Origin of the sequence: Stenotrophomonas sp. G4 (assembly GCF_003428825.1) — a bacterium.
GTDB classification, from domain to species: Bacteria; Pseudomonadota; Gammaproteobacteria; order Xanthomonadales; family Xanthomonadaceae; genus Stenotrophomonas; species Stenotrophomonas indicatrix.
Genome location: NZ_CP031741.1, coordinates 1,975,177 through 2,001,459, shown reverse-complemented (window position 1 = coordinate 2,001,459; position 26,283 = coordinate 1,975,177). Strand labels below are relative to the sequence as shown.

At 68.2% G+C, this 26,283-nt stretch carries 22 protein-coding genes; 1 reads left to right on the top strand and 21 read right to left on the bottom strand.

Annotated features, from left to right (window positions below; genetic code table 11):
• Position 1: 1 nt before the first annotated feature.
• The 18 genes from D0Y85_RS09450 to hisS form a co-directional block, all read right to left on the bottom strand.
• Entirely contained in the window at positions 2-2,503 is a 2,502-nt protein-coding gene (locus D0Y85_RS09450) for a heavy metal translocating P-type ATPase (protein ID WP_117310277.1), read from the bottom strand.
• 145 nt (positions 2,504-2,648) lie between these two features.
• Positions 2,649-5,606, bottom strand: a complete 2,958-nt coding sequence (locus tag D0Y85_RS09445) for a TonB-dependent receptor (protein WP_117310276.1) — start codon at positions 5,604-5,606, stop codon at positions 2,649-2,651.
• Between the two features lie 380 nt (positions 5,607-5,986).
• A complete protein-coding gene (locus tag D0Y85_RS09440) occupies positions 5,987-6,718 on the bottom strand; it encodes a copper homeostasis protein CutC (protein ID WP_117310275.1) in 732 nt (243 codons plus the stop codon).
• Positions 6,715-7,713 (bottom strand): N(4)-(beta-N-acetylglucosaminyl)-L-asparaginase, encoded by a 999-nt coding sequence (locus D0Y85_RS09435; RefSeq protein ID WP_117311893.1) that lies wholly within the window; start codon positions 7,711-7,713, stop codon positions 6,715-6,717. The genes D0Y85_RS09440 and D0Y85_RS09435 overlap by 4 nt, the downstream gene beginning before the upstream one ends.
• A 52-nt stretch (positions 7,714-7,765) precedes the next feature.
• A complete protein-coding gene (locus D0Y85_RS09430) occupies positions 7,766-8,788 on the bottom strand; it encodes a glucokinase (protein WP_032975527.1) in 1,023 nt (340 codons plus the stop codon).
• An 85-nt stretch (positions 8,789-8,873) separates the two neighbouring features.
• On the bottom strand, positions 8,874-9,158 hold the full coding sequence (locus D0Y85_RS09425; protein WP_025874818.1) for a hypothetical protein: 285 nt from the start codon (positions 9,156-9,158) through the stop codon (positions 8,874-8,876).
• Positions 9,159-9,206: 48 nt separating this feature from the next.
• Positions 9,207-10,796 (bottom strand): calcineurin-like phosphoesterase family protein, encoded by a 1,590-nt coding sequence (locus D0Y85_RS09420; protein WP_117310274.1) that lies wholly within the window; start codon positions 10,794-10,796, stop codon positions 9,207-9,209.
• A 159-nt stretch (positions 10,797-10,955) separates the two neighbouring features.
• On the bottom strand, positions 10,956-11,576 hold the full coding sequence (hisIE, locus tag D0Y85_RS09415; protein WP_025874822.1) for a bifunctional phosphoribosyl-AMP cyclohydrolase/phosphoribosyl-ATP diphosphatase HisIE: 621 nt from the start codon (positions 11,574-11,576) through the stop codon (positions 10,956-10,958).
• Positions 11,566-12,342: an imidazole glycerol phosphate synthase subunit HisF gene (gene hisF / locus D0Y85_RS09410; protein WP_117310273.1), complete on the bottom strand. Its 777-nt coding sequence runs from the start codon at positions 12,340-12,342 to the stop codon at positions 11,566-11,568. Before hisF ends, hisIE begins: the two co-directional genes overlap by 11 nt.
• Positions 12,336-13,070 carry a 1-(5-phosphoribosyl)-5-[(5-phosphoribosylamino)methylideneamino]imidazole-4-carboxamide isomerase gene (hisA, locus tag D0Y85_RS09405; protein WP_117310272.1) on the bottom strand — a complete coding sequence of 245 codons (735 nt, stop codon included), beginning with the start codon at positions 13,068-13,070 and terminating at the stop codon, positions 12,336-12,338. The genes hisF and hisA overlap by 7 nt, the downstream gene beginning before the upstream one ends.
• Positions 13,067-13,669 carry an imidazole glycerol phosphate synthase subunit HisH gene (gene hisH, locus D0Y85_RS09400; protein ID WP_025874829.1) on the bottom strand — a complete coding sequence of 201 codons (603 nt, stop codon included), beginning with the start codon at positions 13,667-13,669 and terminating at the stop codon, positions 13,067-13,069. Before hisH ends, hisA begins: the two co-directional genes overlap by 4 nt.
• Entirely contained in the window at positions 13,666-14,739 is a 1,074-nt protein-coding gene (gene hisB, locus D0Y85_RS09395; protein WP_025874831.1) for a bifunctional histidinol-phosphatase/imidazoleglycerol-phosphate dehydratase HisB, read from the bottom strand. Before hisB ends, hisH begins: the two co-directional genes overlap by 4 nt.
• Positions 14,736-15,830 (bottom strand): histidinol-phosphate transaminase, encoded by a 1,095-nt coding sequence (gene hisC, locus D0Y85_RS09390; protein WP_117310271.1) that lies wholly within the window; start codon positions 15,828-15,830, stop codon positions 14,736-14,738. Before hisC ends, hisB begins: the two co-directional genes overlap by 4 nt.
• Positions 15,827-17,122, bottom strand: coding sequence for a histidinol dehydrogenase (gene hisD, locus D0Y85_RS09385; protein ID WP_117310270.1), 1,296 nt, complete (start codon positions 17,120-17,122; stop codon positions 15,827-15,829). Before hisD ends, hisC begins: the two co-directional genes overlap by 4 nt.
• Positions 17,119-18,030, bottom strand: coding sequence for an ATP phosphoribosyltransferase (gene hisG, locus D0Y85_RS09380; RefSeq protein ID WP_033830971.1), 912 nt, complete (start codon positions 18,028-18,030; stop codon positions 17,119-17,121). Before hisG ends, hisD begins: the two co-directional genes overlap by 4 nt.
• 33 nt (positions 18,031-18,063) lie before the next feature.
• Positions 18,064-18,372, bottom strand: a complete 309-nt coding sequence (locus D0Y85_RS09375) for a YerC/YecD family TrpR-related protein (protein WP_117310269.1) — start codon at positions 18,370-18,372, stop codon at positions 18,064-18,066.
• A gap of 164 nt (positions 18,373-18,536) precedes the next feature.
• Positions 18,537-18,806, bottom strand: coding sequence for a hypothetical protein (locus D0Y85_RS09370; protein WP_093819868.1), 270 nt, complete (start codon positions 18,804-18,806; stop codon positions 18,537-18,539).
• A 23-nt stretch (positions 18,807-18,829) separates the two neighbouring features.
• Positions 18,830-20,227 carry a histidine--tRNA ligase gene (gene hisS / locus D0Y85_RS09365; protein WP_117310268.1) on the bottom strand — a complete coding sequence of 466 codons (1,398 nt, stop codon included), beginning with the start codon at positions 20,225-20,227 and terminating at the stop codon, positions 18,830-18,832.
• A 139-nt stretch (positions 20,228-20,366) separates the two neighbouring features.
• On the opposite strand from hisS, the gene D0Y85_RS09360 reads away from it, so the two are divergent.
• Entirely contained in the window at positions 20,367-21,119 is a 753-nt protein-coding gene (locus D0Y85_RS09360) for a helix-turn-helix domain-containing protein (RefSeq protein WP_117310267.1), read from the top strand.
• Between the two features lie 102 nt (positions 21,120-21,221).
• Here D0Y85_RS09360 and thrC read toward each other — a convergent pair whose 3' ends face one another.
• The 3 genes from thrC to thrA are packed head-to-tail and all read right to left on the bottom strand — an operon-like array spanning position 21,222 to position 25,956.
• Complete coding sequence (gene thrC / locus D0Y85_RS09355; protein ID WP_117310266.1) at positions 21,222-22,511, bottom strand: threonine synthase; 1,290 nt, start codon at positions 22,509-22,511, stop codon at positions 21,222-21,224.
• A gap of 29 nt (positions 22,512-22,540) precedes the next feature.
• Positions 22,541-23,455 carry a homoserine kinase gene (locus tag D0Y85_RS09350; protein ID WP_117310265.1) on the bottom strand — a complete coding sequence of 305 codons (915 nt, stop codon included), beginning with the start codon at positions 23,453-23,455 and terminating at the stop codon, positions 22,541-22,543.
• Positions 23,452-25,956 carry a bifunctional aspartate kinase/homoserine dehydrogenase I gene (gene thrA, locus D0Y85_RS09345; RefSeq protein WP_117310264.1) on the bottom strand — a complete coding sequence of 835 codons (2,505 nt, stop codon included), beginning with the start codon at positions 25,954-25,956 and terminating at the stop codon, positions 23,452-23,454. The genes D0Y85_RS09350 and thrA overlap by 4 nt, the downstream gene beginning before the upstream one ends.
• Between the last annotated feature and the right edge of the window lie 327 nt (positions 25,957-26,283).

The following is a 26,283-nucleotide window of genomic DNA, read 5'->3' as shown; positions in this document are numbered from 1 at the left end:
TTTACTGGGCCGCATGGGACGCCTCGACCATCGGCGCCTGGAAGCGCCGCAGGCGCAGCGCATTGCCGAGCACGAACACGCTGGACAGGGCCATGGCACCGGCGGCGAACACCGGCGACAGCAGCACGCCCCATACCGGGTACAGCGCACCCGCCGCGACCGGAATCAACGCGGTGTTGTAGGCGAAGGCCCAGAACAGGTTCTGGCGGATGTTGCCGATGGTCGCCTTCGACAGCGCGATGGCATTGGGCACGCCCTGCAGGTTGCCGGACATCAGCACCACGTCGGCCGATTCCACCGCGACGTCGGTGCCGGTACCGATGGCCAGGCCCACATCAGCTTCGGCCAGCGCAGGCGCATCGTTGATGCCATCACCGACGAACGCAATCTGCCCGTAGGCCGCCTTCAACCGGCGCACCGCTTCCACCTTGCCTTCGGGCAACACCTCGGCCACCACTTCATCGATGCCGAGCTGGCGGGCGATGGCCTGCGCGGTGGCGGCGTTGTCACCGGTAATCATGGCCACCTTCAGGCCCAACTGGTGCAGGGCGGCAATGGCGGCCGGCGTACTCGGCTTGATCGGATCGGAGACGGCGATGATTGCCGCCAGGCGGCCATCGATGGCGGCATACAGCGGCGACTTTCCGTCGTTGCCGAGGCGGTCGGCCAGCGCAGCGAACATGCCGATGTCCACGCCCAGCGAACGCATGAAGCGATCGGCACCCACTTCCACCCGCGCACCGTCCACGCTGGCACGCACACCCATGCCGGTCACCGACTCGAAACCGACCATCGCCGGCAACGCGATGCCCTCCTCCGTCGCCGCCTCGACAATGGCGCGTGCGATCGGATGCTCCGAGCGCGACTCCACTGCCGCCACCCGCGCCAGTACCTGCGCACGATCGAAGCCCTCGGCGATCTCCAGGTCGGTCAGCAACGGGCGGCCTTCGGTCAAGGTGCCGGTCTTGTCCACCGCCACCACCTTGGCGTCCTTCAACAGCTGCAGCGCCTCGCCTTTGCGGAACAGCACGCCCATCTCGGCGCCACGGCCGGTGCCGACCATGATCGAGGTCGGCGTGGCCAGCCCCATCGCGCAGGGGCAGGCGATGATCAGCACGGCAACCGCGTTGACCAGCGCGAAGGTCAGCGCCGGCGACGGCCCGAAGATCAGCCACACCAGGAAGGTGGCCAACGCCGCCAGCATCACCGCCGGCACGAACCACAGCGTCACCTTGTCGACCACGGCCTGGATGGGCAGCTTGGAACCCTGTGCTTGTTCAACCAGACGGATGATCTGCGCCAGCATGGTCTGCCCACCTACCGCCGTCGCACGCAGGGTCAGCGCGCCCTTCTGGTTGACGGTGCCGCCGACCACGCTGCTGCCGGCCGACTTCTCCACCGGGATCGGCTCGCCAGTGATCATCGATTCGTCGACGTAGCTGCGACCCTCGGTCACCTCAGCATCCACCGGCACGCGCTCGCCCGGACGCACTTCCAGCAGGTCGCCCAGCAGCACCTCGTTGATCGGGATATCGACGATGCGCCCTTCGCGACTGACGTGCGCCACCTTGGCCTGCAGGTTGACCAGGCGCTTGATCGCCTCCGAGGTGCGGCCTTTCGCGCGCGCCTCCAGGAACCGGCCGAGCAGGATCAGCGCGACGATCACTGCCGCCGCTTCGTAGTAGACATTCACGGTGCCCGGCGGCAGCAGGCGCGGGATGAAGGTGGCCACCACCGAATAGCCGAACGCCGCCGCGGTACCCACCGCCACCAGCGAGTTCATGTCCGGTGCCAGGCGCAGCAGCGCCGGGAAGCCCTTCTGGTAGAAACGCCGGCCGGGAATGGCCAGGACCAGCGTGGTCAGCACGAACTGCAGGTACCAGCTGGCCTGCATGCCGATCGTGGACATCACCCAATGGTGCATGCCGGGGATCAGGTGCGAGCCCATTTCCAATACGAACACCGGGGCCGCCAGCACGCTGGCCAGGATCAGGTCGCGCTTCAGCGCCACCCGCTCGGCATCCTTCTTTTCCGCCGCTTCCTCGTCGACCTGGGTACCGCCATCGATCGCGCGCGCCGCATATCCAACCTTGTCGATCGCCGCCACCAGTGCATCGATGCCGGCAACGCCGCGCACGGTCGCACGCTCGGTGGCCAGGTTGACGCTGGCGTGGCTGACGCCCGGTACGGCCAGCAGCGCGCGCTCCACGCGGCCGACGCAGGACGCGCAGGTCATCCCTTCCACGGCCAGTTCGGTGGTCGCGGCGGGTACTTCGTAGCCCACCTTCTCCACTGCCTGGATCAGCGCATCGCGGTCGACCGGACCAGAGGAACGGATGTCTGCGCGCTCGGTGGCCAGGTTGACCGACACGCTGGCGACCCCCTCGACCTTGGCCAGGGCCGCTTCAACGCGGCCAACACAGCTGGCGCAGGTCATGCCTTCGATCGGCAGGCTGATGGTGGAAGCCGTCTCGTGGACGGCGGTGGGGCTGGAGGTGCTCATGGCCTGGTTTCCCTGGTTCCATCTGGAGGATGGTGACCAGCCTAGACCTTGCCATCGTGGGAAGGTCAAATCCACCCCACCCCGCCAATGTTCCTGCCACGCATGGCGTGGCTGGCGCCGGGCCATGCCCGGCGCCGCCTTTCCCTCAGAACGTGAACACATACTCCAGCGCGAACTCGCGTCCCACCGCACCCAGCAGGCGGGTCGGGGCGAAATCGTAGTCGACCTTGTACGGGTCCTTGTGGTTCCAGCTGGTCGCATTGAACGCGTTGTTCACGTACAGATTGACCTTCATGAACTCGGTCACCTGGTAGCCGACGTTGAAATTCCAGGTAATGAACGGCCCGACCCGGCCGTAATAGCGCGCCGTCTGCTGCCCCGCATTCGGGTTCGGATTGGCCGATCCATCCGGGCGCGTGGCGGGTTCCAGGCAGTTCAGCGACGGGCTGTCGCTGGGCACGTAGCCATCGGCGAACGGCAGGCAGCCGCCGGGGTTGTCCAGGCGGTCGGTGCCCCAGTGGTAGCGCACGCCCGGCACTGAACCGATGCGGTCGGCATACACGTTCGCATTCCAGTTGCCGCCCTGCCATGCCAGGCTGGCGCGCAGCTTGCTGCGCAGGTCACGGTCGCGACGCTCCGGGTTCGGATCGTTGGCGTAACGCTGTTCTTTCGTCGAAATCTGGTTGGTGTAGTTCACCCCCAGCTGGAAGCTGCCCCATGCGGCCGTCTCCAGCCGGTAGCGCGCGCTCAGGTCGATGCCGCGCACTTCGCGGCTGGCCAGGTTGAACGGCCCGCGCTCGATCGACACCAGCCGGCCGCTGCCGTCACGGTTCACCCGAGCCAGGATGCCGGCGCAGTAAGCCTCACCTGCCGGGTTCGCCCACGGCGTGCCGTCCATGTTCTTGCCGGTCAGGCAGCCGGCCTCACTCGCCAGCACTTCGTCGGCACCGACGTCGACGATCATGTCTTCCAGCTTGATCGCCCAGTAGTCAGCGCTCATCGACAGGTTCGGCAGCACGTCCCACACGAAACCGACCGTCCACGAATCGCCGGTTTCCGAGCGCAGCAGCGGCGTACCCCGGCGGTTCACGTCGAACGCGTACCAGACATCGGTATTGCCCACGCCGCAGTTGTTGACCAGATAAGCGCCGCTCTCGATGCAGCGCAGGCGGTCGTAGGTCAGCACTTCGGAACTGCTGGCCTGGCCCAGCAGGTAGTGCATGTCCGGCGCGTGGAAGCTGGTCGCGTAGGACCCGCGCACCAGCAGCGACTCGAACGGCCGCCATTCCAGGCCGGCGTTCCAGGTGGTTTCCTTCTGGCTGCCGATATCCAGCGCTTCGCCGCCGCCGTCGGCCTTGTAGCTGCCGTACCGGTCGTAGCGTGCCGCCGCGGTGGCGATCAGGCTGTCGGCCAACGGGATCTTGAACTCGACACCGGCCGAGTAGCGGGTACGCTCGCCACCGCCGCGATCGACGTTCTGCAGATCGAAATCGATGCCCGCGCGCGGGTCCGGGCTGAGGTGATAGCCCTGCTTGGCCACTTCGGCTACCGCTGCGAACGAGATCGGCCCGGCCCAGCCCTGGAACAGTTCACCGGTGATGTCGGCCGAGGCCTGGTTGACGTAGGACGACGCCCGGTTCTTCGCTACCGTGCCCATCTGCCAGTACTGGTCCGGGGTGATCGGGTTCCACCAGCGCGACTCGTTCAATGCATAGATCGCCTCGCCATCGCCGGTGGTGCCCAGCCGTGGGCCGAGGAAGAAGTCGTACGACTTCTGCTCGTCGACCACGTTCTGCCGCTCCTCGACGCGGTAGTAGGAACGGCCGACCGTGGCACTCCAGTCGAAGCGATCGGCCAGGCGCCCGCGCAGGCCTGCGCTGATATCCCACGACAACTCGCGGTTGGTATTGCGCAGCGTGTCCAGGCCACCGACTTCGTTCGGGGTGAACTGGCGCACGCCGAGCACCGGGCGATTGCGGTTGGCATCCCAGTAGTAACCGTTGGCATCGTCGATCAGCGACACGCTCGGCGGATTGGTGCCCCAGATCGCTTCGGAACGGTATACCGCCAGGTTGCTCCAGGCCTGCAGATCGTTGCCGAAATCGAAGGTGGCATACAGGTTGCCCGACAGGTTCTCCGAGCCCCCGGTCAACAGCCAGTTGGCGTAGTCGGCGCTCATGCCGCAGAGGCGGCCGGTGTTGCTCACCGTATTGGCGTTGTAGTTGTAGACCAGACGGTCGGCGGTGTAGTACTCGCCAGCGAATTTCTCGCAGGTGCCGTCCGGCGGCGCCAGGCGCTGGCCGTTGCTGGGGTCGATCAACGCCAGGCCAGCGGTGGGACGGAAACCGACTTTGCGCTGCTCCATGTTCCAGGACGGGTACAGCGCATCGTCGGCGTCGTCCATCTGCGGCCGGTCGCGGCCGAACAGCGGATCGCGCTTGGTGTACTGCAGGGCGTAGGTCACGCTCCAGTTGTCGCCGGTCTTGCCGCCCGCCCAGGACAGATCCCAGGTGTCACGCCCGCCTTCGGTGGAGGTACCGCCGCGCACGCGCACTTCGTCGCCGTCGTAGTTGGTCTTGAGGATGACGTTGACCACGCCGGCGACGGCGTCTGAACCGTAGATCGCCGAGGCGCCGCCAGTCAGCACTTCGATGCGTTCGACCGCCGCCGCCGGAATGTTGCTGTAGTTGGAGAAATTGGTCTCGCCGCCATAGGGCAGCGGATAGTCGGCCACGCGACGGCCATTGACCAGCAGCAGGCTGCGGTTGGGGCCCATGCCGCGCAGGTTCAGGCCGCTCGCATTGGGGGTGTGCGAGCCCCACTGCGACGCCGCCTCGACGGTGCCGGTCGCCTCGGTCAGGGTCTTCAGTGCGTCGTAGACGGTGACGAAGCCTTCCTTCTGGATCTGTGCGGCGCTGATCACATTGACCGGGGCCGGGCCCTCGACGCTGGCACGCTTGATGCGCGAACCGGTGACGGTGACCGCATCAAGATCCTTGGTGGGCGACGGGGCCGCTTCCTGTGCGCCAGCGGCAAATGGCAGCAGGGCCAGGGCGAGGGCGTGGGACAGCAGATGACGGCGGTTGCGGACGGACTGAGCCATGGGTGGTTGCTCTTGGATGGTGGACGCGCGGTCGGATGGCGATCCCGGGCGTTGAATCGATCCATCTCGATTCGACCGCCCTCCCCTGTGGATCGATCCAAACTAAAGCACAGCTGAACCACGCCCAGCATGCGGCGGCGCAGCATCAAGCGACGCGCGTCGTTATCGCCGAAGGGCAGCCAAGCGAATCAATGGGTTGCACGACATCTTTATGGAAGCGGCACAGATGTCGATGACACGATCGCTACACCCGCGCGCAGAACAGTTTTGTCCGTGATCGGGTTTGCGCGTTCGCCGGGCATGGCCCGTCGCTACCGCGGATGCAGCCATCGCGGTGCTGACCCGTCCCGGTAGCGCCGGGCCATGCCCGGCGGATTCGCTCAGCCGTCCAGCGCCTTCCGCAGCGCACTCACCGTGGCGGTGTCTGTCTGGCTCCAGTCCGGGTCCAGCCCGCGCAGGGCCGGGTTCTGGAACTGCATGGCCGAACGTCGTTGCCCCTTGGCCGAGGCATGCAGTTCGAGACAGCCGGTCTTCCGCGCCACGGCGGCGATGTTGCCCGGGCCCAGCCCTGCGCCGGCCATGACGCTGATCCTGCCGGCGGCCCGCGCGACCAGCGCGGCCAGTACATCGGCACCGGCGTCGGCGCTGGCCTGGCCGCCGGACGTCAGCACCCGCTGGCAGCCCAGCCCGATCACCTGCTCCAGCGCCGCCGGCAGATCGCGCGCGGCGTCGAAGGCACGGTGGAAGGTCACCTGCAACGGGCCGGCCGCGTGCAGCAGTTCGCGGCACAGCGGCAGGTCGATATCGCCCTGCGCATCCAGCGCACCGATCACCACGCCATCGCAGCCCAGTGCGCGGCACTGGGCGATGTCGCGCAGCATCAGCTCGGTTTCCAGCGCGTCGTAGTGGAAATCCCCCGGACGCGGTCGCACCAGCACGAATAGCGGTATCTGCAGCCGCTCGCGGGCGATGGCGATGCTGGCAAACGACGGCGTGGTACCGCCTTCGGCAAGGTTGTCGAACAGTTCGATGCGATCTGCGCCACCGGCCTGCGCGGCCAACGCCGAAGCCACCGAATTGCTGGCGATCTCCAGCGTCAGGCCCGCGCTCACGCCTGCCTGCTCGTATAGATCGACGGTGAGTCGCGCAGGTCATCCTGGCGCTGCGCATCGCACACCGCGTAGACGAAGCCGCGATGCAGTGCATAGGCACCCACGTCGCCCTGCTTGTTCATGGCAAGGAAGCAGACCTGCAGTGTGCGGCTGGCCTCGGGGCGCTTGCGCACCACCCGGTCGATCGCTTCGCGGCAGGCCTGTGCCGGCGAACGGCCCTGGCGCATCAGCTCGACCACCAGGAACGAGGCCGCGTTGCGGATCATTTCTTCGCCCACACCCGAGGCGGTGGCCGCGCCCACGTCGTTGTCCACGTAAAGGCCGGCGCCGATGATCGGGCTGTCGCCGACCCGGCCGTGTAGTTTCCAGGCCATGCCGCTGGTGGTGCAGGCACCGGCCAGGTTGCCCTTGGCGTCCAGTGCCAGCATGCCGATGGTGTCGTGGTTGTCGCTGTTGCCGGGAAGACCGCGACGCTCGGCATTGATCTGCGGCGCGTACTTTTCGGTCTTCAGCCACTCACGCCAGGCCGCTTCAGCCTTCGGCGTCAGCAGGTGCTGGCGCTGGAAGCCCTGCTGCACGGCGAACTGCTGGGCGCCCTCGCCCACCAGCAGCACATGCGGACTGTTCTCCATCACCCTGCGGGCCACCGACACCGGGTGCAGGATGTCGACCAGCGCAGCAACCGCGCCACAGCGGCCGTCACCATCCATGATGCTGGCGTCCAGGCTCAGCACGCCGTCGCGGTCCGGGTTGCCACAATGGCCGACGGTGGGATTGCACAGCTCGCTTTCGGCCCAGCGTGCACCGGCTTCCACCGCATCCAGCGCACTGCCGCCCTGCGCCAGTACCTTCCACGCGGCCTGGTTGGCCGGCACGCCGAAGTCCCAGGTCGAGACCACCTTGGCGCCACCGTGCGTACGCGCCTTCACCGCCGGCAACGCTGCCACGCCTGCGGCCAGTGCACCGGCCTGCAAAAACTGCCTGCGATCCACCATCTTCGCCTCCGTCTGCATGCTGCGCCCGCCGGCCCGATGCCGGCAGCGCCGATCAATCGTGCGCGGGGGTCCGCGCTGCGTGCCAGGCTGCGGCACCGAGCACACCCAGCTGGCCATGTTCGACCCGCCACACCGGCACCTGGCGCAGCACGTCGGTCAGCACCCCCTTGTTGAGGAAGCGCTCACGGAAACGGCCGTCGGCCAGGAAGTCCTGCACATGGGTGGAAATGCCGCCGGCCAGGTACACCGAGCGCGCGCCTACGGCGATCGCCGCGTCGCCGGCCAGGCTGCCCAGCCAAGCGCAGAACACCTGCAGGGTTTCCACCGCCAGCGCGTCGTCGCCTTGCCGCGCAGCTGCGATCAGCGCCTCGGTGCTGGTCCATTGCGGAGCCACGCCGCGCAGTTCGCACAGGCAGGGATACAGGTTCATCAGGCCGCTGCCGGACAGCACACGTTCGTTGTCCACATGCGGCCAGCGCTGCAGCAGCTGGCCCAGCACATGCAGTTCCAGCGCATTGCCGGCGCCCAACGCAGCGTGGCCGATCTCGCTGGCCAGCACCGGGCGCTCGCCATCGGCGAAGCGCAACGCCGCGCCCAGGCCGGTGCCCGGCCCCAGCACCAGTGCCGGGAAGGTCTTGGCCGGATCGGCATCGCCATTCAGCGGCACCAGCGTGTCGGCCTGCAGGTAGGGAATGGCCAGCGCCACTGCTTCGAAATCATTGATCAGCTGCAGGTCGGGCAGGCCCGACTCGCGGCGCGTCGCCGACAGCGACACCGTCCACGGCAGATTGGCATTGATCAGGGTATCGCCGTCGAGCAGGCCGGCGATGGCGACCACCGCACTGGCCATCGGCTGGCCGAGACTGGCGGTGAAATCGGCCAGGATCGCCGCCAGGCTGGGGTGGTCGGCGCAGGCATAGGTGCGGTAGCTGCCCAGCCGCGGCGCCTGCCCCGGCAGGGTCTCGGCCAGCGCAAGACGGGCGAAGGTACCGCCGACATCGGCGACGACCAGGCTGCGGGGGACGCCGCTGCGGGCGGACTCGGATGGCGCCGGGGACACTGCTGCAACGTTCACGCTGGCCTGCTTGGATCGATTGAATCGTGCCGATTCTCAGGCATTGGACGGCCTTTGCCTAGCGCGGCGACAGCGCCGCCCGGGGTCACATGCCTTCCTGCTCGGCCACCTGCACACCGTCCACCAGCACCCGCAGGCGCTGCGGGCGGAACCCGGCGAACAGCAGCGGCCGGGTCCGCTCCACCAGCACTTCATGGCCGGCGATATGGCGCTGCCACGACTGTACCAGCGAGAACGAGAAGTGCGTGCCCGGATGCAGCGGATGCTGCACCCAGACCTTCTCGCTGGCGCTCTGCAGCATCATCGCGCCGGTGAACCAGTGGCGGCTGAGGGTGACCGGCGTGGTGCCGGCCATGAAGCGGATATCCATGCTGCGTCCTTTCGCGATGGAAGTTGGTGATGGCAGCCCGGCCCGCGCTCAGGGCTGCGCGGTCTGCAGGCTGTAGCTGGTGCTGGCGGTGAACACCGCACCATCGGGCTGGGTGGAGCGCACCTCGACCTTGTGGCTGCCCACGGCCAGGTCGGTCGGCAACGCGCCACGCCACAGGTGCGGCGAGGCGGTGGCTTCCGGCGAGCGGTCGTAACCGCGCAGCGTGGTGGCCAGGTCGTCGGCCACGTTCTCCACCAGCAGGCGCGGATCAGGCTGGCTGACCTGCTTCATCGGCTGCCAGGCGCCGCCATCGACGCGGTACTCGACCACGCTGGCGTCCTCGCCCATGTACACGTTGGCATAGATGCCCCACGCCGGGTAAGCGCCCTTGCGCAGCACCTTCGGTGCATGCAGGCCGATCTGCTCGCTGGCGGCCGCACCGGCCACCCGGTACTGCAGGCGATAGCTGCCGTTGCCGGCCACGTCCAGCAGCGCATAGCCCTTCGGCGTGCCGTCGCTCATGGTGCTGTCCGGTACGCCGGCGGCATTCTTCACGCCCGACCAGAACGCACCGCAGTTGGCACCGACGTTGTACTCGTGCAGCGGCCTGGCGCCCTGCCAGCCGTCGGCTTTACCGTAATAGACATGCTGCTGGGTGTGGCTGTGGCCACTGAGCACCAGCACGTTGCGGAAGTCCTTCAGCAGGTCGAACAGGCGCTGGCGGTCGGCATGGCGGAAGGTCTCGCGCCCCGGTGCCGCATCGAACAGCGGGATGTGCATGCCCAGCACCAGCAGGCGGTCCTTGTGCAGGCCCTTCAGGTAGGCAGCAAGGAAAGCGAACTGATCCTCGCGCAGGCCACCCACATACCTGGGCTTGGCGTTGGGGTCGTACACCACGTCGTCAAGGAACACGAAACTGGCGCCGCCCTCTTCCACTGCGTAGGTATCGGGGCCGTAGATGTTGCGCCAGCTGTCCAGCGAATGCGCATCATTGGCCGCGTCAACATCCAGGTCGTGGTTGCCGGGTACGTGGAACCACGGCACGCCCAGCTCGGTGGTGACCTTGTTGATCGCCGGGTACAGGGTCAGGTCGTCGTTGACGATGTCGCCCAGCGTGGTACCCAGGCGGGCCTTGGTCTGCCCAACCAGCGGCGCCACGATCGACTGCCGGTAGTAGCCGATGTCCTGCAGGCTGGCGGTCTGCGAGTCGGTGAACACCAGCATCTGGAAACCACGGCGGCTGTCATGCCGGTCGTTCTGCAGGGCGAAGTCCCAGTTGCGGGCAACGTCACTGGTCGCGGCGATGCCACCGTACTTCAGCGCCGGAGAACCATTCGGCCGGTAGTGCCGCCAGAACGACGGCAGGCCGTCGGCAGCCTTCGGGAAGGAATAGGCATCGGGCTTGATCACGAAGACCGTCTGCCCGTCACGCACCGGCAGGCTGTAGCTGCCGTCGGCGGCGGTCTTGACGATGGTTTCGCCGTTGGACACCTGCACGCCGGCCAGGCCCGGATCGGTCGCACCGCGGCCCGGCTTGCCGTCACGCTCCAGATAGACCTTGCCGCTGACCACGGTATCGGCGGCCCAGGCCGGCGAGGTCAGCAACAGGCAGCACAGCCAGGCGGCAGGCAGTTTCATGGGGGCGGTCCGGGAAAAAGAGACCGCCTATTGTAGATTCCGGCGATGACATCGCGCACGCGATTGCGGCTTTTCCTGTCGTGCCGGCCGCTGGCCGGCATTCCACGAGGCGTCCCTTGATCATCGGGTTGCCGGCCAGCGGCCGGCGCTGCCGCACATCTAACGATGGCGCTTTTCCAGCACGTCGCGGGCATCTTCCAGCGACAGCCCTCGCGCGCGCAGCAGCACCAGCAGGTGGTACAGCAGGTCCGACGCCTCGCCCAGCAAGGCCTCATCGTCCTGCGCCACCGCGGCCAGCGCCGTCTCCACGCCTTCCTCGCCTACCTTCTGCGCGATGCGGCGGATGCCGCCTTCGAACAGGGACGTTGTATAGCTGCCGGAGGGGCGCAGCGCCTCACGTACGGCGACCAGCTGGTCCAGGCCACCGAGGAAGTCCTTCGGCGCGCCGTCGAAGCAGCTTTCCGCGCCGGTGTGGCAGGTCGGGCCTGCCGGGCGCGCCAGCACCAGCAGCGTATCGGCATCGCAATCGACGCTGATCGACTGCACCGCCAGCACATTGCCGGACTGCTCGCCCTTGGTCCAGAGACGCTGCTTGCTGCGGCTGAAGAAGGTCATGTGGCCGATGGCCAGCGTCGCCGCCAGCGACTCGGCGCTGACATAGCCCAGCATCAGCACCTGCAGGGTGTCGGCGTCCTGCACAACGGCCGGCAGCAGGCCATCACCCTTGTCCCAGTCCAGCGTTTCCAGCGCCTGCGGCGACGGCCGCACGTCAATAGACATCCCGTACCTCGATCTGCTGCTCGCGCAGGTAGCGCTTCAAGTCGGCAATGGCGATAGCGCCACTGTGGAATACGCTGGCCGCCAGCGCACCGTCAACGTCGGCCTGGTCAAAGGCCTGGGCGAAGTGCTCCATCGTACCCGCACCGCCCGATGCGATGAGGGGCACCTGGCACAGCGCACGTGCCTGGCGCAGCTGCTCGACGTCATAGCCATGGCGCACGCCATCGCTGTCCATGCAGTTCAGCACGATCTCGCCGGCACCCCGGCGCTGCGCCTCGACGATCCAGTCCAGCGTGCGCAGCGGCACTGCCTGGGTTCTGTCCGGGTCGCCGCTGAAGCGGCGCACGCGCCACTGGCCGTCGTCCTCGCGTACCGAGTCGACACCGACCACCACGCACTGCACGCCGAATTCTTCGGCCAGTTCGGTGATCAGTTCCGGGCGGCCCAGCGCGGGTGAGTTGATCGAGATCTTGTCCGCGCCGGCGAACAGCACGCGACGCGCGGTCTCCACGCTGTCGATGCCACCGGCCACGCAGAACGGGATATCGATCAGGCGCGCGATGCGCTCGATCCAGGCCACGTCCACCGACCGTGCCTCCGGGCTGGCGCCGATGTCATAGAACACCAGCTCGTCGGCGCCCTGGTCGCGATAGCGCTGCGCCAGTTCGGCGATGTCCCCCATGTCGACGTGATCGCGGAAACGCACGCCCTTGACCACGCGGCCATCGCGCACGTCCAGGCACGGAATGATGCGGCGGCTCAGCATGCCAGCGCCTCCGCCAGATCCATGCGCTGTTCCAGCAACGCCTTGCCGAGGATCGCGCCACCACAACCGGCGGCCTGTGCCGCAGCCACGTCGGCCACATCGCGGATACCGCCTGACGCCTGTACCGCCACGCCCGGCAGCAACGCTGCGAGGTGCTGGTACAGGCTGATGTTGGGCCCGGCGAGCATGCCATCGCGGGCGATGTCGGTGCACAACAGGTGACGCATGCCGGCCTGTGCATAGCGTTCGGCCAGCGCATCCAGGGTCACCCCCGCGTTCTCGGTCCAGCCATGCACCGGCAGCTGCCATTGCCCCTGCGCGTCCTGCCGTGCATCGAGGGCGATGGTCAGCCGCTCCGGGCCGAACTCGCCCAGCCAGCCGATCACCTGCGCCGGCTCGCGCACCGCCAGTGAGCCGATCACCACGCGGCTGGCGCCGGCATCAAGGATGCGTGCCACGTCGTCACGGCCACGCACGCCGCCACCGGTCTGCACCTGCAGCGGGGTCTGCGCACGGATCGCGGCCAACAGCGGCGCCAATGTGTAGCCACCGGCACGTGCGGCATCCAGATCGACCAGGTGCATCCACTGTGCGCCCTGCCTGGCGAACGCCTGCGCACGCGGCAGCGGGTCGTCGCCATAGTGGGTTTCCTGCGCGTAGTCGCCCTGGCGCAGCCGCACGACGCGGCCGTCGCGGATATCCAGTGCGGGGTAGACGATGAAACTCATGCAGCGGTGCCCTCGAGGAAATTGCGCAGCATCAGCGAACCGGTATCGCCGGACCGCTCGGGATGGAACTGGGCGCCGAAGTAGCGGCCCTGCTCGACCACGGCGGTGAACAGGCCGCCGTGATCACAGGCGGCGACGGTATGGCTGTTCAGCGGCGCGGCATAGCTGTGCACGAAGTACGCGCTGGCGCGCTCGGGAACCCCCTGCAGCAGCAGCGACGGGCGCAGCGGCAGCAGCCGGTTCCAGCCCATGTGCGGCACGCGGATGCCACAGGCCGGCACCAGCTTGCGTACCACGCCGGGGATCAATCCCAGCGTATCCACGCCGGCCTCTTCGGAGCGGTCAAACAACAGCTGCATGCCCAGGCAGATGCCCATCAAGGGCACCTGCAGCTGGCGCAGCGGCTCGACCAGGCCCTGCGCATGCAGGCGCTGCATGCCGGGGCCGGCCGCGCCGACGCCGGGCAGGATCACCCGTTGCGCGCCGGCCAGGCCTTCGGCATCGCGGACCAGCTTCACCGTCGCACCGAGCCGTTCCAATGCGTAGCGCACCGAACCCAGGTTGGCACCGCCGGCATCGATCAGCACGACCTCGCTCACAGCGCCCCCTTGGTGGTCGGCAAGGCGGTACCCTGCCGCGCCAGTGCCGGCCGCAGTGCACGTGCCAGGGCCTTGAAGCAGGCTTCAACCTTGTGGTGGTCGTTGTCGCCACGCACCTGCAGGTTGAGGTTCAGCCCGCTGGCGTCGCACAGCGAACGGAAGAAGTGCGGGACCAGCTCGGTCGGCATGTCGCCCACGCGCTCGCGCTTGAACTCGCCTTCGAACACGAAATACGGGCGGCCACTGAAATCCAGCGCAGCGCTGGCCAGGGTTTCATCCATCGGCAGGGTGAAGCCGTAACGGCCGATGCCGCGCTTGTCGCCCAGCGCCTCGCGCAGGGCCTGGCCCAGTGCAAGGCCGGTGTCTTCGATGGTGTGGTGCTCGTCGATGTGCAGGTCGCCCTCGGCGCGGATGTCCAGGGCGAAACCGCCGTGCTTGCCGATCTGCTCCAGCATGTGGTCGAAGAACGGCAGGCCGGTGTGGATGTGCGCATCGCCGGCACGGTCCAGATCCAGTTCGACGCGGATCTTCGTCTCCTTGGTATTGCGCTGGACCACCGCCGTGCGTGGTGCATCGGCCAGTGCGTGGGCAATGCCGGGCCAGTCCCACTCGCCGCCGAACTGTTCGGTGCGCAGCTGGAAGCCACGGATGTTGAGGTTGTCGGCGAACTGCAGGTCGGTGATGCGGTCGCCCACCATGCCCGAGCGCGCCCAGTCGATGCTGCGGTCCTGCAGGTAGGCCGTCATCAGGCCGATGCCCGGCTTGCGCGTCGGCGCGTTGTCGTGCGGCCAGCTGCAGTCGACCAGCACGTCACGGAAAACAATGCCTTGGCTTTCGAAGATCTGCAGCATCAGGTCATTCGGGCCATCGAAGCTGGCGCGCGGGTAGCTTTCGCTGCCCAGACCGTCCTGGTTGGTGACGATCACGAACTGGTAGCCGGCATCGCGCAGCTTCAGCAGCGCCGGGATCACCTGCGGCACGAAGCGCAGCTTCTCGTAGGCGTCGATCTGGAAATCCGCCGGCTCCTCGATGAGGGTGCCGTCGCGGTCAATGAACAGGATCGGCGTCATGCCGCGGCCCTCCGTGCCGACAGGGCCGCAAGCACGCGGTCGTTCTCTTCGGGGCTGCCGATGCTGATACGCAGTGCATCGCCCAGCTGCGGTGCGGCGCGCTGGTCGCGCACCACCACGCCAGCAGCAAGCAGCGCGTCGAACGCCGCCTGCGCATCGGCAAAGCGGACCAGCAGGTAGTTGCCGGCCGAGGCGTATACCCGGCCGATGCCAGGCAGGCCCTGCAGGCTGTGGTGCAGGCGCTGGCGCTCGGTGATGACCGTGGCTACCCGCTCAGCGGTGCGCGCAAGCGCGGCCGGCTGCAGTGCCTGCACGGCCAGCTCGGCGCATGGCGTCGGCACCGGGTACGGCGCCTGGCAGCGGCGCAGCACGGCAATCAGCTCCGGCGCGGCGATCAAGGTGCCGACACGCGCGGCGGCCAGTGCGTGCGCCTTGGACAACGTGCGCAGCACCGCCAGGTTGGCGTGCGCGGCAAGCAGCGTGGTCGCCGAAGCGCGCTGCGCGTACTCGACATAGGCCTCGTCCACCACAACCAGCGCCTGCCCGCGCAGGGCACGAGCCACCCTTTCGATCTCGGGCAGCGGGATATCGCTGCCGGCAGGATTGGACGGCGCGCACAGGAAAACGAGCTTGGCGCCCTGCCCCTTGGCCACGGCGATGACCGCGTCCAGATCCGTACGCAGCCCCTCACCATCGTCAATCAGCGGCACCTCGATCAACGGCGCACCCTGCAAGCGTGCGCAGACCGCGTACATGCCGAATACCGGCGGCGTCACCAGCACGCCATCGCGGCCGGGCACGCACAGGGCGCGCACCAGCAGATCGATCGCCTCGTCGCTGCCACGGCCTACCAGCAGCTGTTGCGGCTGCACGCCGTACAGCGACGCCAGCGCATCACGCAGCGCAGCCGGCTGCGGCTCCGGGTAGCGGCGGCTGCCCCCCGTGGCGTCGGCCGGGTTGGCCCACGCCGATTCGTTCGCGTTCAACCACACCTCGCCCTGCACCGCGCTGCTGCGCGCCGAACTGTAGCCGGCAAAGGCCTGCAGGTCCGGGCGCACAAGTGCCAGCACGCCGTCGATGTCCGCGTTCATGCGGTCACCTCCATGCGCAGTGCCACCGCACGTTCGTGTGCATCCAGTCCTTCGGCGCTGGCGATGATGCGCGCGCAGCCACCAATCGCGGCCAAGCCAGCGGCGGTCGCGCTCTGTACGCTGATCAGGTTCTGGAAGCTGGCCACGCTGACGCCACTGTAGGCGCGCGCGGCGCCGGCGGTGGGCAGCACGTGGTTGGTGCCGCTGCAGTAGTCACCCAGTGCTTCCGGCGTGTAGTCGCCGAGGAAAACCGAACCGGCCGCCTGCACCTGGTCCAGCCACGCGCGCGGTTCGCGCAGGGCCAGGATCAGGTGTTCCGGGGCGTAGCGGTTGCTGATCGCAAACGCATCGGCCAGCGATTCCACCTGGATCAACTGCGATGCCGACAGCGCCTGGCGGGCGATGTCCTGCCGCGGCAGCAGGGCCACCTGGCGTTCAACTTCGGCCTCGACCGCGGCCAGCATCGCCGCGTCATCGGTCAGCAGCAGCACCTGGGAATCCGGGCCGTGCTCGGCCTGCGACAGCAGGTCGGCGGCAACGAATGCAGGGTCGGCACCGGCATCGGCGATCACCAGCACTTCCGAGGGACCGGCCGGCATGTCGATGGCGGCGGCACCGTCCTGTGCCACCTGCTGCTTGGCTTCGGTGACGAAACTGTTGCCCGGCCCGAACAGCTTGTCGCTGGCCGGGATGCTTTCGGTGCCATAGGCCATCGCCGCAATCGCCTGCGCACCACCCAGCTTGAACACGCGTTGCACACCGGTCAGGCGCGCGGCCACCAGCACCGCAGGATCGGCCGTACCGTCGGCACGCGGCGGGGTGCACAGCACCACCTGTGGGCAAGCGGCCAACTGCGCCGGAACGCCCAGCATCAGCGCGGTGGACGGCAGCGGCGCACTACCGGCCGGCACGTACAGGCCAACCCGGCCGATCGGCCGCAGCACACGCTCGCAGACCACGCCCGGCGCGGTTTCCACCGTATAGCCCTGGCCCATGCCGGCCGCGTGGAAGCGGGTGATGCGTTCGGCCGCTTCCACCATGGCCTGGCGCAGCTCGGCCGGCACCGCGGCATCGGCAGCTGTGAACTCGGCTGCGGAAACTTCGAAATCCTGCAGATCCACGCCATCGAAGCGCGCAGTGATCGCGCGCAGCGCGGCGTCGCCCTGCGTGCGCACCTGCGCGATCAGCGCGGCCACCGCATCACGGGTCTGCTGCGCCACGGTCTGCACCGGCCGGGTCAGCGCCGCGCTGCGTGCGGCCTCGTCAAGTTGCGACCAGATCAGACGATTCATGCCAGCGACCGCTCCACGCTCAGTACCATCAGGCCCTGGGCGCCGGCGCGCTCCAGCTCTTCCATGCGCTGCCAGGTCAATGGACCGGGGCACATGGTCTGCAGGCGCAATGCACCGCCATCGGCAGGCAAACGCACCAACGGTTCGGCATCGGCCAGCAGCTGCGACAACGCGTCGACGCGGTCCTCGCTGGCGCGGAACATCAGCAGCTTGCGGTCCTGCCGCTGCACCACGCCGTCCAGGCGGCGCAGCAGCATGCTGCGCAGCGCGCCGCGCGCATCATCGGGAACGCGTACCGCACCGGCCAGCACGGCTTCGCTGTCGAGCAGGTTGTGTACCGGGGTGAGCTGGTTGGCACGCAGCGTGGCGCCGCTGGAGACCAGGTCGCAGATCAGGTCGGCGGTGCCCAGGCGCGGCGCGATCTCCACCGAGCCGGACAGCTCCACCACCTGTGCATCCACGCCCTGCGCGGCCAGCCACTGCTTGAGGATGGCCGGGTAGCTGGTGGCGATGCGGGTACCGGCCAGTTGTGCCGGCCCCTGCCACTGCCAGTCTTCCGGCACCGCCAGCATCAAGCGGCACTGTCCAAAGCCCAGCCCCCGCAATGCCTGGTAGGCATCGGCCAGGCCGATCTGGCGACGCGCGGCCGCCTGTTCGTCCAGTTCATTGCGGCCGACGATACCCAGGTCGCAGACGCCATCGGCGATCAGGCCGGGAATGTCGTCATCGCGCACCAGCAGCAGGTCCACCGGCAGTGATTCGCCGTAGCAGAACAACTTGTCGCGGCTCTCGCGCCAGCTCAGGCCACAGGCACTGAGCAGGTTGCGGGCGGGCTCGGCCAGCCGGCCACTCTTCTGGATGGCGATACGCAGCCGGTCTCGCGCCGGCGCTGCCTGGGTTGCACTCATGGGGAGGTCTCGAAGTCTGGAACGGGGCGCGGATCAGCGCGAAGCAAGGCGGTCGACAGCGGCGGCATAGCCTCGATGGCCATGCTCGAGCGTGCGTGCCACCCGTCCGGTGGTGGTCACGCTGACGCCGGTGCGCTCGTGGATCTCACGGTAGGGCACGCCCTGCTGCAGCAGCGGCACCACCTTCCAGCGGTCGGCCATGGCTTCCAGCTCGGCTGGCGTGCACAGGTCACGCAGGAAGGCGGCCACCTGCTCCGGCTCGCGCAGCGCGGCAAAGGCCTGGGCCAGGGCGTCCAGATCGGCTTGCGGGTCTTTGGCGGCGATGTTGGGGCGGACTTTCACGGGCGGGGCTCTTGCATCAATGTAATAGCGTGTTAGTACATTAACGCATTCTTGCGCACCGCGTCAAAGGGACGGCCAGGGTCCGCCAGGCCCGTTCAGGCAGCGGAAACGAAAACGCCCACCGTGCGGTGGGCGTTCGGATGCGGCAATGGACAGGGCTTCGATCAGGGCAGGCAGCGGACCTCTGCCTGCAGCGCGCCGCGCCGCAGGCATTCACCGAACAGGCTGCCCTGCCGGCTGGGACGGGACTGCAGGTTCTGCAGCGCTCCTGCCCGGCCCGGGCACGCCCGCTCCGCAAGGGCCTGCAGATCCTGCTCAAGCTGCGCTCGATCCATCACATGGCAGCGATCAGCCACCAACTGGTAATACGCAGGGCCGATCCGGGTGCTGCGCAACGCCGGATCGCTCTGGCAGCCCGCCAGCAGGAGCAGCATCAGCGCCCCTGCGGCGGCGGACTTCACGGCATGACCCGCGACTGCTCCAGTTCCACCTGCAGGGTGCTGGCCAGTTCATCACGGGAGACTTCGAACTGCTGCTCGCGCAGCAGGTCCTTCACCGCCACCACGCCGCGCGCCAGTTCGTCCTCGCCAGCCAGCACCACGAAACGGATACCGGCCTTGGCCGCGTACTGGAACTGCTTGCCGATCTTCTTCGGCTCCATCTGCACTTCGGTGTTGATGCCACCGGCGCGCAGGCGGCGGGCGATGTCCAGCGACTGCGGCATGCCCTGCTCGTCCATCAGCGCCACCAGCGCCTGCACGCTGCTGGCCTCGATGCCCTCGATCAGGCCAGCTTCGCGCAGCTGCCAGAACAGGCGCGACAGGCCGATGGAAATGCCCACGCCCGGCAGCTTGGACTTGCTGTAGTGGCTGGCCAGGTCTTCATAACGGCCACCGGAACAGATCGACCCGATCTGCGGGTGGTCGGTCAGCGTGGTCTCGTACACCGTGCCGGTGTAGTAATCCAGGCCACGTGCAATGGAGAAGTTCAGGCAGTACGCGCTTTCCGGCACGCCCAGTGCCTGCACCAGCTGCAGTACTTCGCGCAGCTCGGCCACGCCGGCACGCAGGATCTCCGAGGAACCCGCACCGTCTTCCAGTGCTGCCAGCTGTGCCAGCGCATCGGCATGACCCTGCGAACGCACGGCGACGAAGGCCAGGATCTTCCCGACCTGTTCGGCCGGAATGCCGAAGCCCTCGCCCACCAGTGTCTCGCGCACGTAGTCGGGGCCACGCTTGTCCAGCTTGTCCACTTCGCGCAGCACTGCCAGCTGGCGTTCGCCCTCGGCCACGCCCAGGCTTTCGAAGAAGCCGCGCAGCAGCTTGCGGTTGTTCAACTGGATGCTGAAGTCACCGATGCGCAGTTCGGCAAATACCGCATGGATGACCGCCAGCACTTCGGCGTCGTAACGCACGCTCAGGCTGTCCTTGCCGATCACGTCGATGTCGCACTGGTAGAACTCGCGGAAGCGGCCGCGCTGGGCGCGCTCGCCGCGGTACACGCGCTGCATCTGGTAACGGCGGAACGGGAAGGTCAGCTCGTGTTCGTGTTCGGCCACGTAACGCGCCAGCGGCACGGTCAGGTCGAAGCGCAACGCCATCTCCGGCAGCGAACGATCGCCGGATTCAGCAGCGTTGGCCAGCGCGCCGGTGGACTGCACGAAATACACCTGGCGCTCGGTTTCGCCGCCGGACTTGGTCAGCAGCACATCGGACAGCTCGAACACCGGCGTCTCCACCGGCAGGAACCCGAAGCGCTCGTAGTTGCGGCGGATGACGTCCAGCATGCGCTGGAACGCAATCTGCTCGCGCGGCAGCAGTTCAAGGGTGCCGGGCGGGGTACGGGGCTTGATCACGGGCGGAGCTCCTGCGGAATCGGGGACGTGGGAGGGGGCGACATTCTAGCGCCCCGCATCGCTCAGCCGCAGATAAGGGGTCCAACGGCCGCTTGAAGTATCATAAAGCCCTCCCCCGCCCGCGATACGCCCACGCAACATGTCCCGGCCTTCCGGCGCTCCGCCCGCCACCAACGACCCCGCCGCGCCGTCCTGCGCCACGCTGGACTGCCTGCACTGCTCGGTACGCCACCTGGCGGTGTGCTCTGCGCTGTCGCCCGATGAGGTGCAGGCGCTGGAACAGGTGACCGTGTCGCAGCAGCTGGCGATGGGCAGCACCCTCGCCCGCAGCGGCGAAGAACGCCAGCATGTATATACATTGACCGGTGGCGCGCTGCGGCTGGTGCGCACGCTTGCCGATGGCCGTCGCCAGATCAATGGCTTCGTGCTGCCTGGCGATTACCTGGGCCTGAGCGGCAGCGACCACCATCGCTACGACATCGAGGCGATTGCAGACAGCCGCGTGTGCCGCATTGCCCTGCCGCAGATGAAGGGCCTGCGCGCCCGCTATCCGCACCTGGAGCGCAAGCTGCTGCAGCGCGCCTGCCAGGAGCTGGATGCCGCGCAGGATGCCGCGCTGGCGCTGGCACGCCTGCAGCCGGCGGAAAAACTCGCTGATTTCCTGCTTCGCTTGGCCGCGCGCGAGGCCAAGCTGGGCGGAGATGGCCTGCGCGTCTCCCTGCCGATGGGCCGCGGCGACATCGCCGATCATCTGGGCCTGACGATGGAGACGGTCAGCCGCACCTTCACCAAGCTGCGCCAGCAGGGGTTGATCGCCCTGCCCCATCTGAACGTGGTCGAGATCCTCGACGAGGATGGCCTGCGCATGCTGGCCGGTGACGTGCAGGGCTGAGCGCCCAGCCGGTCATGGGGTTGCCGGCCAGCGGCCGGCACTACCAGAAGCACGCACCACGGGTAGTGCCGGCCGCTGGCCGGCAACCACCCGGATCTTCGCTCAACGCAACAACACCTCACGCAATGCCGCGTAGTCCGCCGCCAATGGCTCGGCATGTGCCGGACGCTGCAGCAGTGCATCCAAGGCCGGCGGCACCGCCACTGCTTCGCCGATCAACGGTTCCACCACCGCCTCGAACTTGGCCGGGTGCGCGGTAGCAACCACCGCCCAGTCACCCTTGGCGCCACCGGCGCGCAGATCCTGCAGCACCTTCACCGCCGTGGCCGTATGCGGGCAGAACAGTTCACCGTCGCTGGCATGGGCGCTGGCGATGGTCGCGCGGATGGTCACGTCATCCACCGCGAAGGCGCGGAACGCCGCCCGCAGCTCGGCATCATCGCCCTGGTACAGCCAGCGCAGCCGCTCGAAGTTGCTGGGCGCGCCGACATCCATGGCGTTGGCCACGGTCGCAATGCTGGCCGCTGGCTGGTACGGATCGCCACTGAAATAGCGCGGCAGCACCGCGTTGGCGTTGGTGGCCAGCACGATCTGCCCGATCGGCACGCCCAGCGCGCGCGCCAGCACTGCCGCCATCGCATTGCCGAGGTTGCCGGTCGGCACCACCAGGTTCAAGCGCCGCTGATGCTGCGCATGATGGGTCAGCGCCGCGTGCGCGTAATAGCTCATCTGCGGCAGCAGCCGGCCCAGGCTGATGCTGTTGGCGGAGCTCAGCGGTACCTGCGCCTGCAGATCGCGGTCGGCCAGCGCCTGCTTCACCATCGCCTGGCAATCATCGAACGAACCGGCCACACGCAGCGCCTGGATGTTGTCGCCAAAGCAGCCGAGCTGGTGCGCCTGTCGCGGCGACACCCGCCCGTCGGGATACAGCACGACCACGCGTATACCGGGCTGCCGATGGAAGGCCGCCGCTACGGCTGCACCGGTGTCACCGGAGGTGGCCACGACGATGGTCAGATCGCGGCCCTTGCCGGTCTGCAGCCGCGACAGTACACCGGCGAGGAAGCGCGCGCCGATATCCTTGAACGCCGCCGTCGGCCCATGGAACAGCTCCAGCACATGGTCACCGCTGTTGCGCAGCCCGCGCAATGGCACGGGGAAATCGAAGGCCTCACGGCAGATCGATGGCAAGGCCTCGGCCAGCACATCGCCCGCGAAGAACGGCGCCAGCAGGTCAGCGGCCGTATCGGCCAGGCTCGCGCCGGCCTGCAGCGCGCGCGGCGCCGGCAGCACCTCCGGTACGTACAGGCCACCATCGGGGGCAAGGCCGGCAGCGATGGCCGCACTGAGTCCAACGGCCGGCGACTGGCCGCGGGTCGAAACGAATTGCATGGGGTCGATATCCGGTAGGGAGGAAGGATTCAGCACAAGCAGGCTCCGGGTGCATCCAGCGGCGAGATCCAGGCATCACTGTCAAAGCCGGCAGCGGCAAACGCCGCACGCACCGGCTGCGCTGCCGCGCGCGCCTGGTCGGCATCTTCGAACCAGGCAAAGACGCTGGGCCCGGCGCCGGAAATGCCTGCGCCCATCGCACCGGCGGCCAGTGCAGCGTCGCGTGCCGCGTCGAAGCCCACGATCAGGCTGGCCCGTCGCGGCTCCACCAGCACATCGCGCAGGCCGGCGCGCACCAGCGAGGCATCGCTGCGATGGCAACCGCTCAACACCAGCGCCAGGTGGGCACTCTGCGCGACGAATTCGCCCAGCGCATAGCTGCCCTGCAGCGCCTGTCGTGCCCGCCGGGTCTCCAGCACCGCATGCGGATGCACCAGCAGGCTGTGCCAGCTGGCCGGCACCGGAATCGGCACCAGGCGATCAGCCGTGCACAGCGCCACACCGCCCAACAGCAGCGGACCGACATTGTCGCCGTGGCGGCCGCCGCTGGCCACGGCTTCGCCATCCAGTGCGAACGGATACAGCGCGTCGCGCGGCAGTGGTGCGTCCAGCAGTGCATTGGCTGCCACCAGCGCGGCCACGCAGGAAGCCGCCGATCCGCCCATGCCGGAGCCGAACGGAATGCCCTTGTCGATCTCGATGGCGAAACCGAAGCCCAGCCCCAGCGCTGCACGCAGCGCGATCAGCGCGGCGCCGGCGGTATTGCCGGCCGCATCCAGCGGCAGTTCGACCGCACTGCCACGGATCGCATCGATGCGCACCAACGGTTCGTCGATGCGGCGCACGCTCACCGTATCGCCGATACCGGCGACGGCGTGGCCGAGGATGTCGAAGCCGACCGCCACGTTGGCCACCGATGCGGGTGCGAAAGCGCGTGCGATCACAGCCGCGCTCCTTCGCCGGCCGCCACCCGCAGCAGATCGGCGAACACGCCGGCAGCGGTGACTTCCGGGCCCGCGCCCGGGCCCTGCACCACCAGCGGGTTGTCGCAGTAGCGGCGGGTACGGAACTGCACCACGTTGTCAGTCAGCCGCAGGTTGGCGAACGCGTGATCGGCCGGCAGCTCCTGCAACCCGACCGACGCGCCATCCGGCCCCAGCCGCGCGACATAGCGCAGCACCGCACCGCGCTGGCGGGCGTCGTGCAGACGCGCCAGCAGCGCCTCATCGGAGGCACTCAGGCGGGCCATGAAATCGTCCACGCTTCCTTCGCGCAGCAACGCCGGCACCAGGCTCTCCACCTGCACCTGCTCCAGGCTGAGCGCGTGACCGGCCTCGCGGGCCAGGATCACCAGCTTGCGCGCAACATCCACCCCGGACAGGTCGTCGCGCGGATCCGGCTCGGTGTAGCCCATCGAGCGCGCCTGCGCGACCAGTGCCGAGAACGGCTGGCTGCCGTCGAAACGATTGAACAGCCAGGCCAGCGTGCCGGAGAAGATGCCTTCGATTGCCAGTACTTCGTCTCCGGTATCCACCAGATCACGCAGCGTGGTGATCACCGGCAGGCCGGCACCCACCGTGGCCTCGTAGCGGAAGCGCGCACCACTGGCCGCCGCCGCCGCGCGGATGCGCTGGTAGCGGGCCAGCGGACCGGCGCCGGCCTGCTTGTTCGGGGTCACCACATGGATGCCGGCGGCCAGCCAGCCTTCGTAGCGCTCGGCGACCTCTGCACTGCCACTGCAGTCGATCACCACCGCATGCGGCAGATGCGCGGCCAGCAGGTGCTCGGTGAAGTGGTCCAGATCGCTGGCCTGGCCAGCGTCCTGCAGCGCCTGGCGCCAGTCTTCATGCAGGCCATCAGCCTCCAGGCGCATGCGCGAGCGTGACGCAAGCGCGCGCAGGCGCAGATCGACATTGGCCTTGGCCAGCAACTGCGGGCGCGCCGCCAGCAGCTGGTCCAGCAGCGCAGCGCCGACATTGCCCGGACCGATCACCCCCACCGCGAACGTCTGCGGCGACAGCCAGAACCCGGCATGCGCGGCACGCAGCGCGCGGGGCGCATCGGCGCTTGCCACCGCCACCGAGATGTTGCGTTCGGAAGACCCCTGCGCGATCGCCAGGATGTTCACCTGCGCCCGGCCCAGCGATTCGAACAGCCGTGCGGCCACACCCGGCTGGCCCGCCATGCCATCGCCCACGGCGGCCAGCACGCTGACGCCCTCGCTGACCTGCACCCGCTGCACCTGGCCGGCAGCCAGTTCGTGCGAGAACGCCTGCACCACGGCATCGCGACCACGCGCCGCTTCGCCTGCGCGGACAACGCAGCAGATCGAATGTTCGGAAGAGCCCTGCGAAATCATCACCACCGACACCTGTGCCTGGCGCAGCGCGGCGAACACCCGTTCGGCGGTACCCGGCACGCCGATCAGGCCGGTGCCTTCCAGGTTCAGCAGGGCCAGATCCGTGCTCAGCGTCAGCCCTTTCACCGGGCCACGTGGCGAGCGCTCGGCGCTGATCCGCGTACCCGGATGGCTGGGCTGGAAGGTATTGCGGATGAAGATCGGCAGGCCCAGCCGGATCGCCGGTGACATCGTCTGCGGATGCACCACTTTCGCCCCGAAATAGGCCAGCTCGCAGGCCTCGTCGTAGCTCAGCGCGTGCAGCTGCACGGCCTCCGGCACCAGCCGCGGGTCGGCCGACAGCACGCCGTCGACGTCGGTCCAGATATGCAGTTCATCGGCGGCGAACAGTGCGGCGAAGATCGCGCCGGAGTAGTCACTGCCGTTGCGGCCCAGCGTGGTGACGCGGTCCTGGCGGTCGCGGGCGACGAAACCGGTGGCGACCACGCGCGACTGCGGGTGCTGCAGCCGCCACGCGGCAAGGCGGCCGGCACTGGCATCCCAGTCGACATCCACGCCCAGTTCGCCGTGGCCGACCACCAGCACATCTCGTGCATCCAGCACTGCGCAGTCCTCGCCCAGCGCGCGCAGGTGGGTGCCAAGCAACTGAGCGGAGAACACTTCGCCCAGGCCCTGCACGCGGTCGAGCACCTCGCGTGGCAGTTCGCCGATCACCGCCAGCGCGGCCAGCACCTCGGCCAACTGGTCGAAGCGTGCATCGATCCAGTCCACGGTATCGCCCACCTGCTCACCCAGCAGCGCTACCGCGGCACCACGATGCCGCGCGCGCAGCGCATGCCACGCCTCCTGCCAGCCGGCATCGCCCCGGGCTGCCAGATGCGCCAGTTCGATCAGCGCATCGGTAACCCCCTTCATGGCCGAGACCACGCTGACCTGCAGCGACTCGGGGCGGGCCAGCAGCAGGCCGCCGACATGGCGATAGCGCTCGGCGTCGGCCACCGAGGTACCGCCGAACTTGTGCACGACAGTGGACGGCGCGGCCAGAGCGGACGCAGCAGGCGAATGGTTGGGGGCGTTAGGGGACATGCAGACCTCGGTTGGAGGCCCCGTCGCATGCAGGTGGTCGAGTTTCCCCGTCACCTGGATGGTGCGGGGCCGTTGTTTTCGGGAGTTACACGAAGACGACGGGCCGCACCAGGGCAGTGGTGGCGGTGGTGGTGGTAATGGTGGTGATGGCGACCGGCGCAGTCGAACGGCCCGCGGTAGCGGGGTCGATCAGACAGGCAGTGGCGGCATCAAGGACCATGGCGTACAGAAAACACTGCCACGATGGCCGCTGTCAAGTGTTGCGGCGCAATATTTCCATGCAGCGATCATCGGCAAACGTGCTGGCATTTGGTTGCAAATGAGACA

What these genes read in the sequence shown, in the direction of transcription:
- D0Y85_RS09360 (WP_117310267.1), top strand. Translation starts at nt 20,367, where the DNA reads ATGTCCCGGCCTTCCGGCGCTCCGCCCGCCACCAACGACCCCGCCGCG.
- D0Y85_RS09370 (WP_093819868.1), bottom strand. Translation starts at nt 18,806, where the DNA reads ATGCTGCTCCTGCTGGCGGGCTGCCAGAGCGATCCGGCGTTGCGCAGC.
- hisA (WP_117310272.1), bottom strand. Translation starts at nt 13,070, where the DNA reads ATGAGTTTCATCGTCTACCCCGCACTGGATATCCGCGACGGCCGCGTC.
- hisIE (WP_025874822.1), bottom strand. Translation starts at nt 11,576, where the DNA reads ATGTCTATTGACGTGCGGCCGTCGCCGCAGGCGCTGGAAACGCTGGAC.
- D0Y85_RS09425 (WP_025874818.1), bottom strand. Translation starts at nt 9,158, where the DNA reads ATGGATATCCGCTTCATGGCCGGCACCACGCCGGTCACCCTCAGCCGC.
- hisF (WP_117310273.1), bottom strand. Translation starts at nt 12,342, where the DNA reads ATGCTGAGCCGCCGCATCATTCCGTGCCTGGACGTGCGCGATGGCCGC.
- D0Y85_RS09450 (WP_117310277.1), bottom strand. Translation starts at nt 2,503, where the DNA reads ATGAGCACCTCCAGCCCCACCGCCGTCCACGAGACGGCTTCCACCATC.
- D0Y85_RS09435 (WP_117311893.1), bottom strand. Translation starts at nt 7,713, where the DNA reads ATGGTGGATCGCAGGCAGTTTTTGCAGGCCGGTGCACTGGCCGCAGGC.
- hisD (WP_117310270.1), bottom strand. Translation starts at nt 17,122, where the DNA reads ATGAATCGTCTGATCTGGTCGCAACTTGACGAGGCCGCACGCAGCGCG.
- D0Y85_RS09445 (WP_117310276.1), bottom strand. Translation starts at nt 5,606, where the DNA reads ATGGCTCAGTCCGTCCGCAACCGCCGTCATCTGCTGTCCCACGCCCTC.
- thrA (WP_117310264.1), bottom strand. Translation starts at nt 25,956, where the DNA reads ATGTCCCCTAACGCCCCCAACCATTCGCCTGCTGCGTCCGCTCTGGCC.
- thrC (WP_117310266.1), bottom strand. Translation starts at nt 22,511, where the DNA reads ATGCAATTCGTTTCGACCCGCGGCCAGTCGCCGGCCGTTGGACTCAGT.
- D0Y85_RS09420 (WP_117310274.1), bottom strand. Translation starts at nt 10,796, where the DNA reads ATGAAACTGCCTGCCGCCTGGCTGTGCTGCCTGTTGCTGACCTCGCCG.
- hisG (WP_033830971.1), bottom strand. Translation starts at nt 18,030, where the DNA reads ATGAGTGCAACCCAGGCAGCGCCGGCGCGAGACCGGCTGCGTATCGCC.
- hisB (WP_025874831.1), bottom strand. Translation starts at nt 14,739, where the DNA reads ATGACGCCGATCCTGTTCATTGACCGCGACGGCACCCTCATCGAGGAG.
- hisC (WP_117310271.1), bottom strand. Translation starts at nt 15,830, where the DNA reads ATGAACGCGGACATCGACGGCGTGCTGGCACTTGTGCGCCCGGACCTG.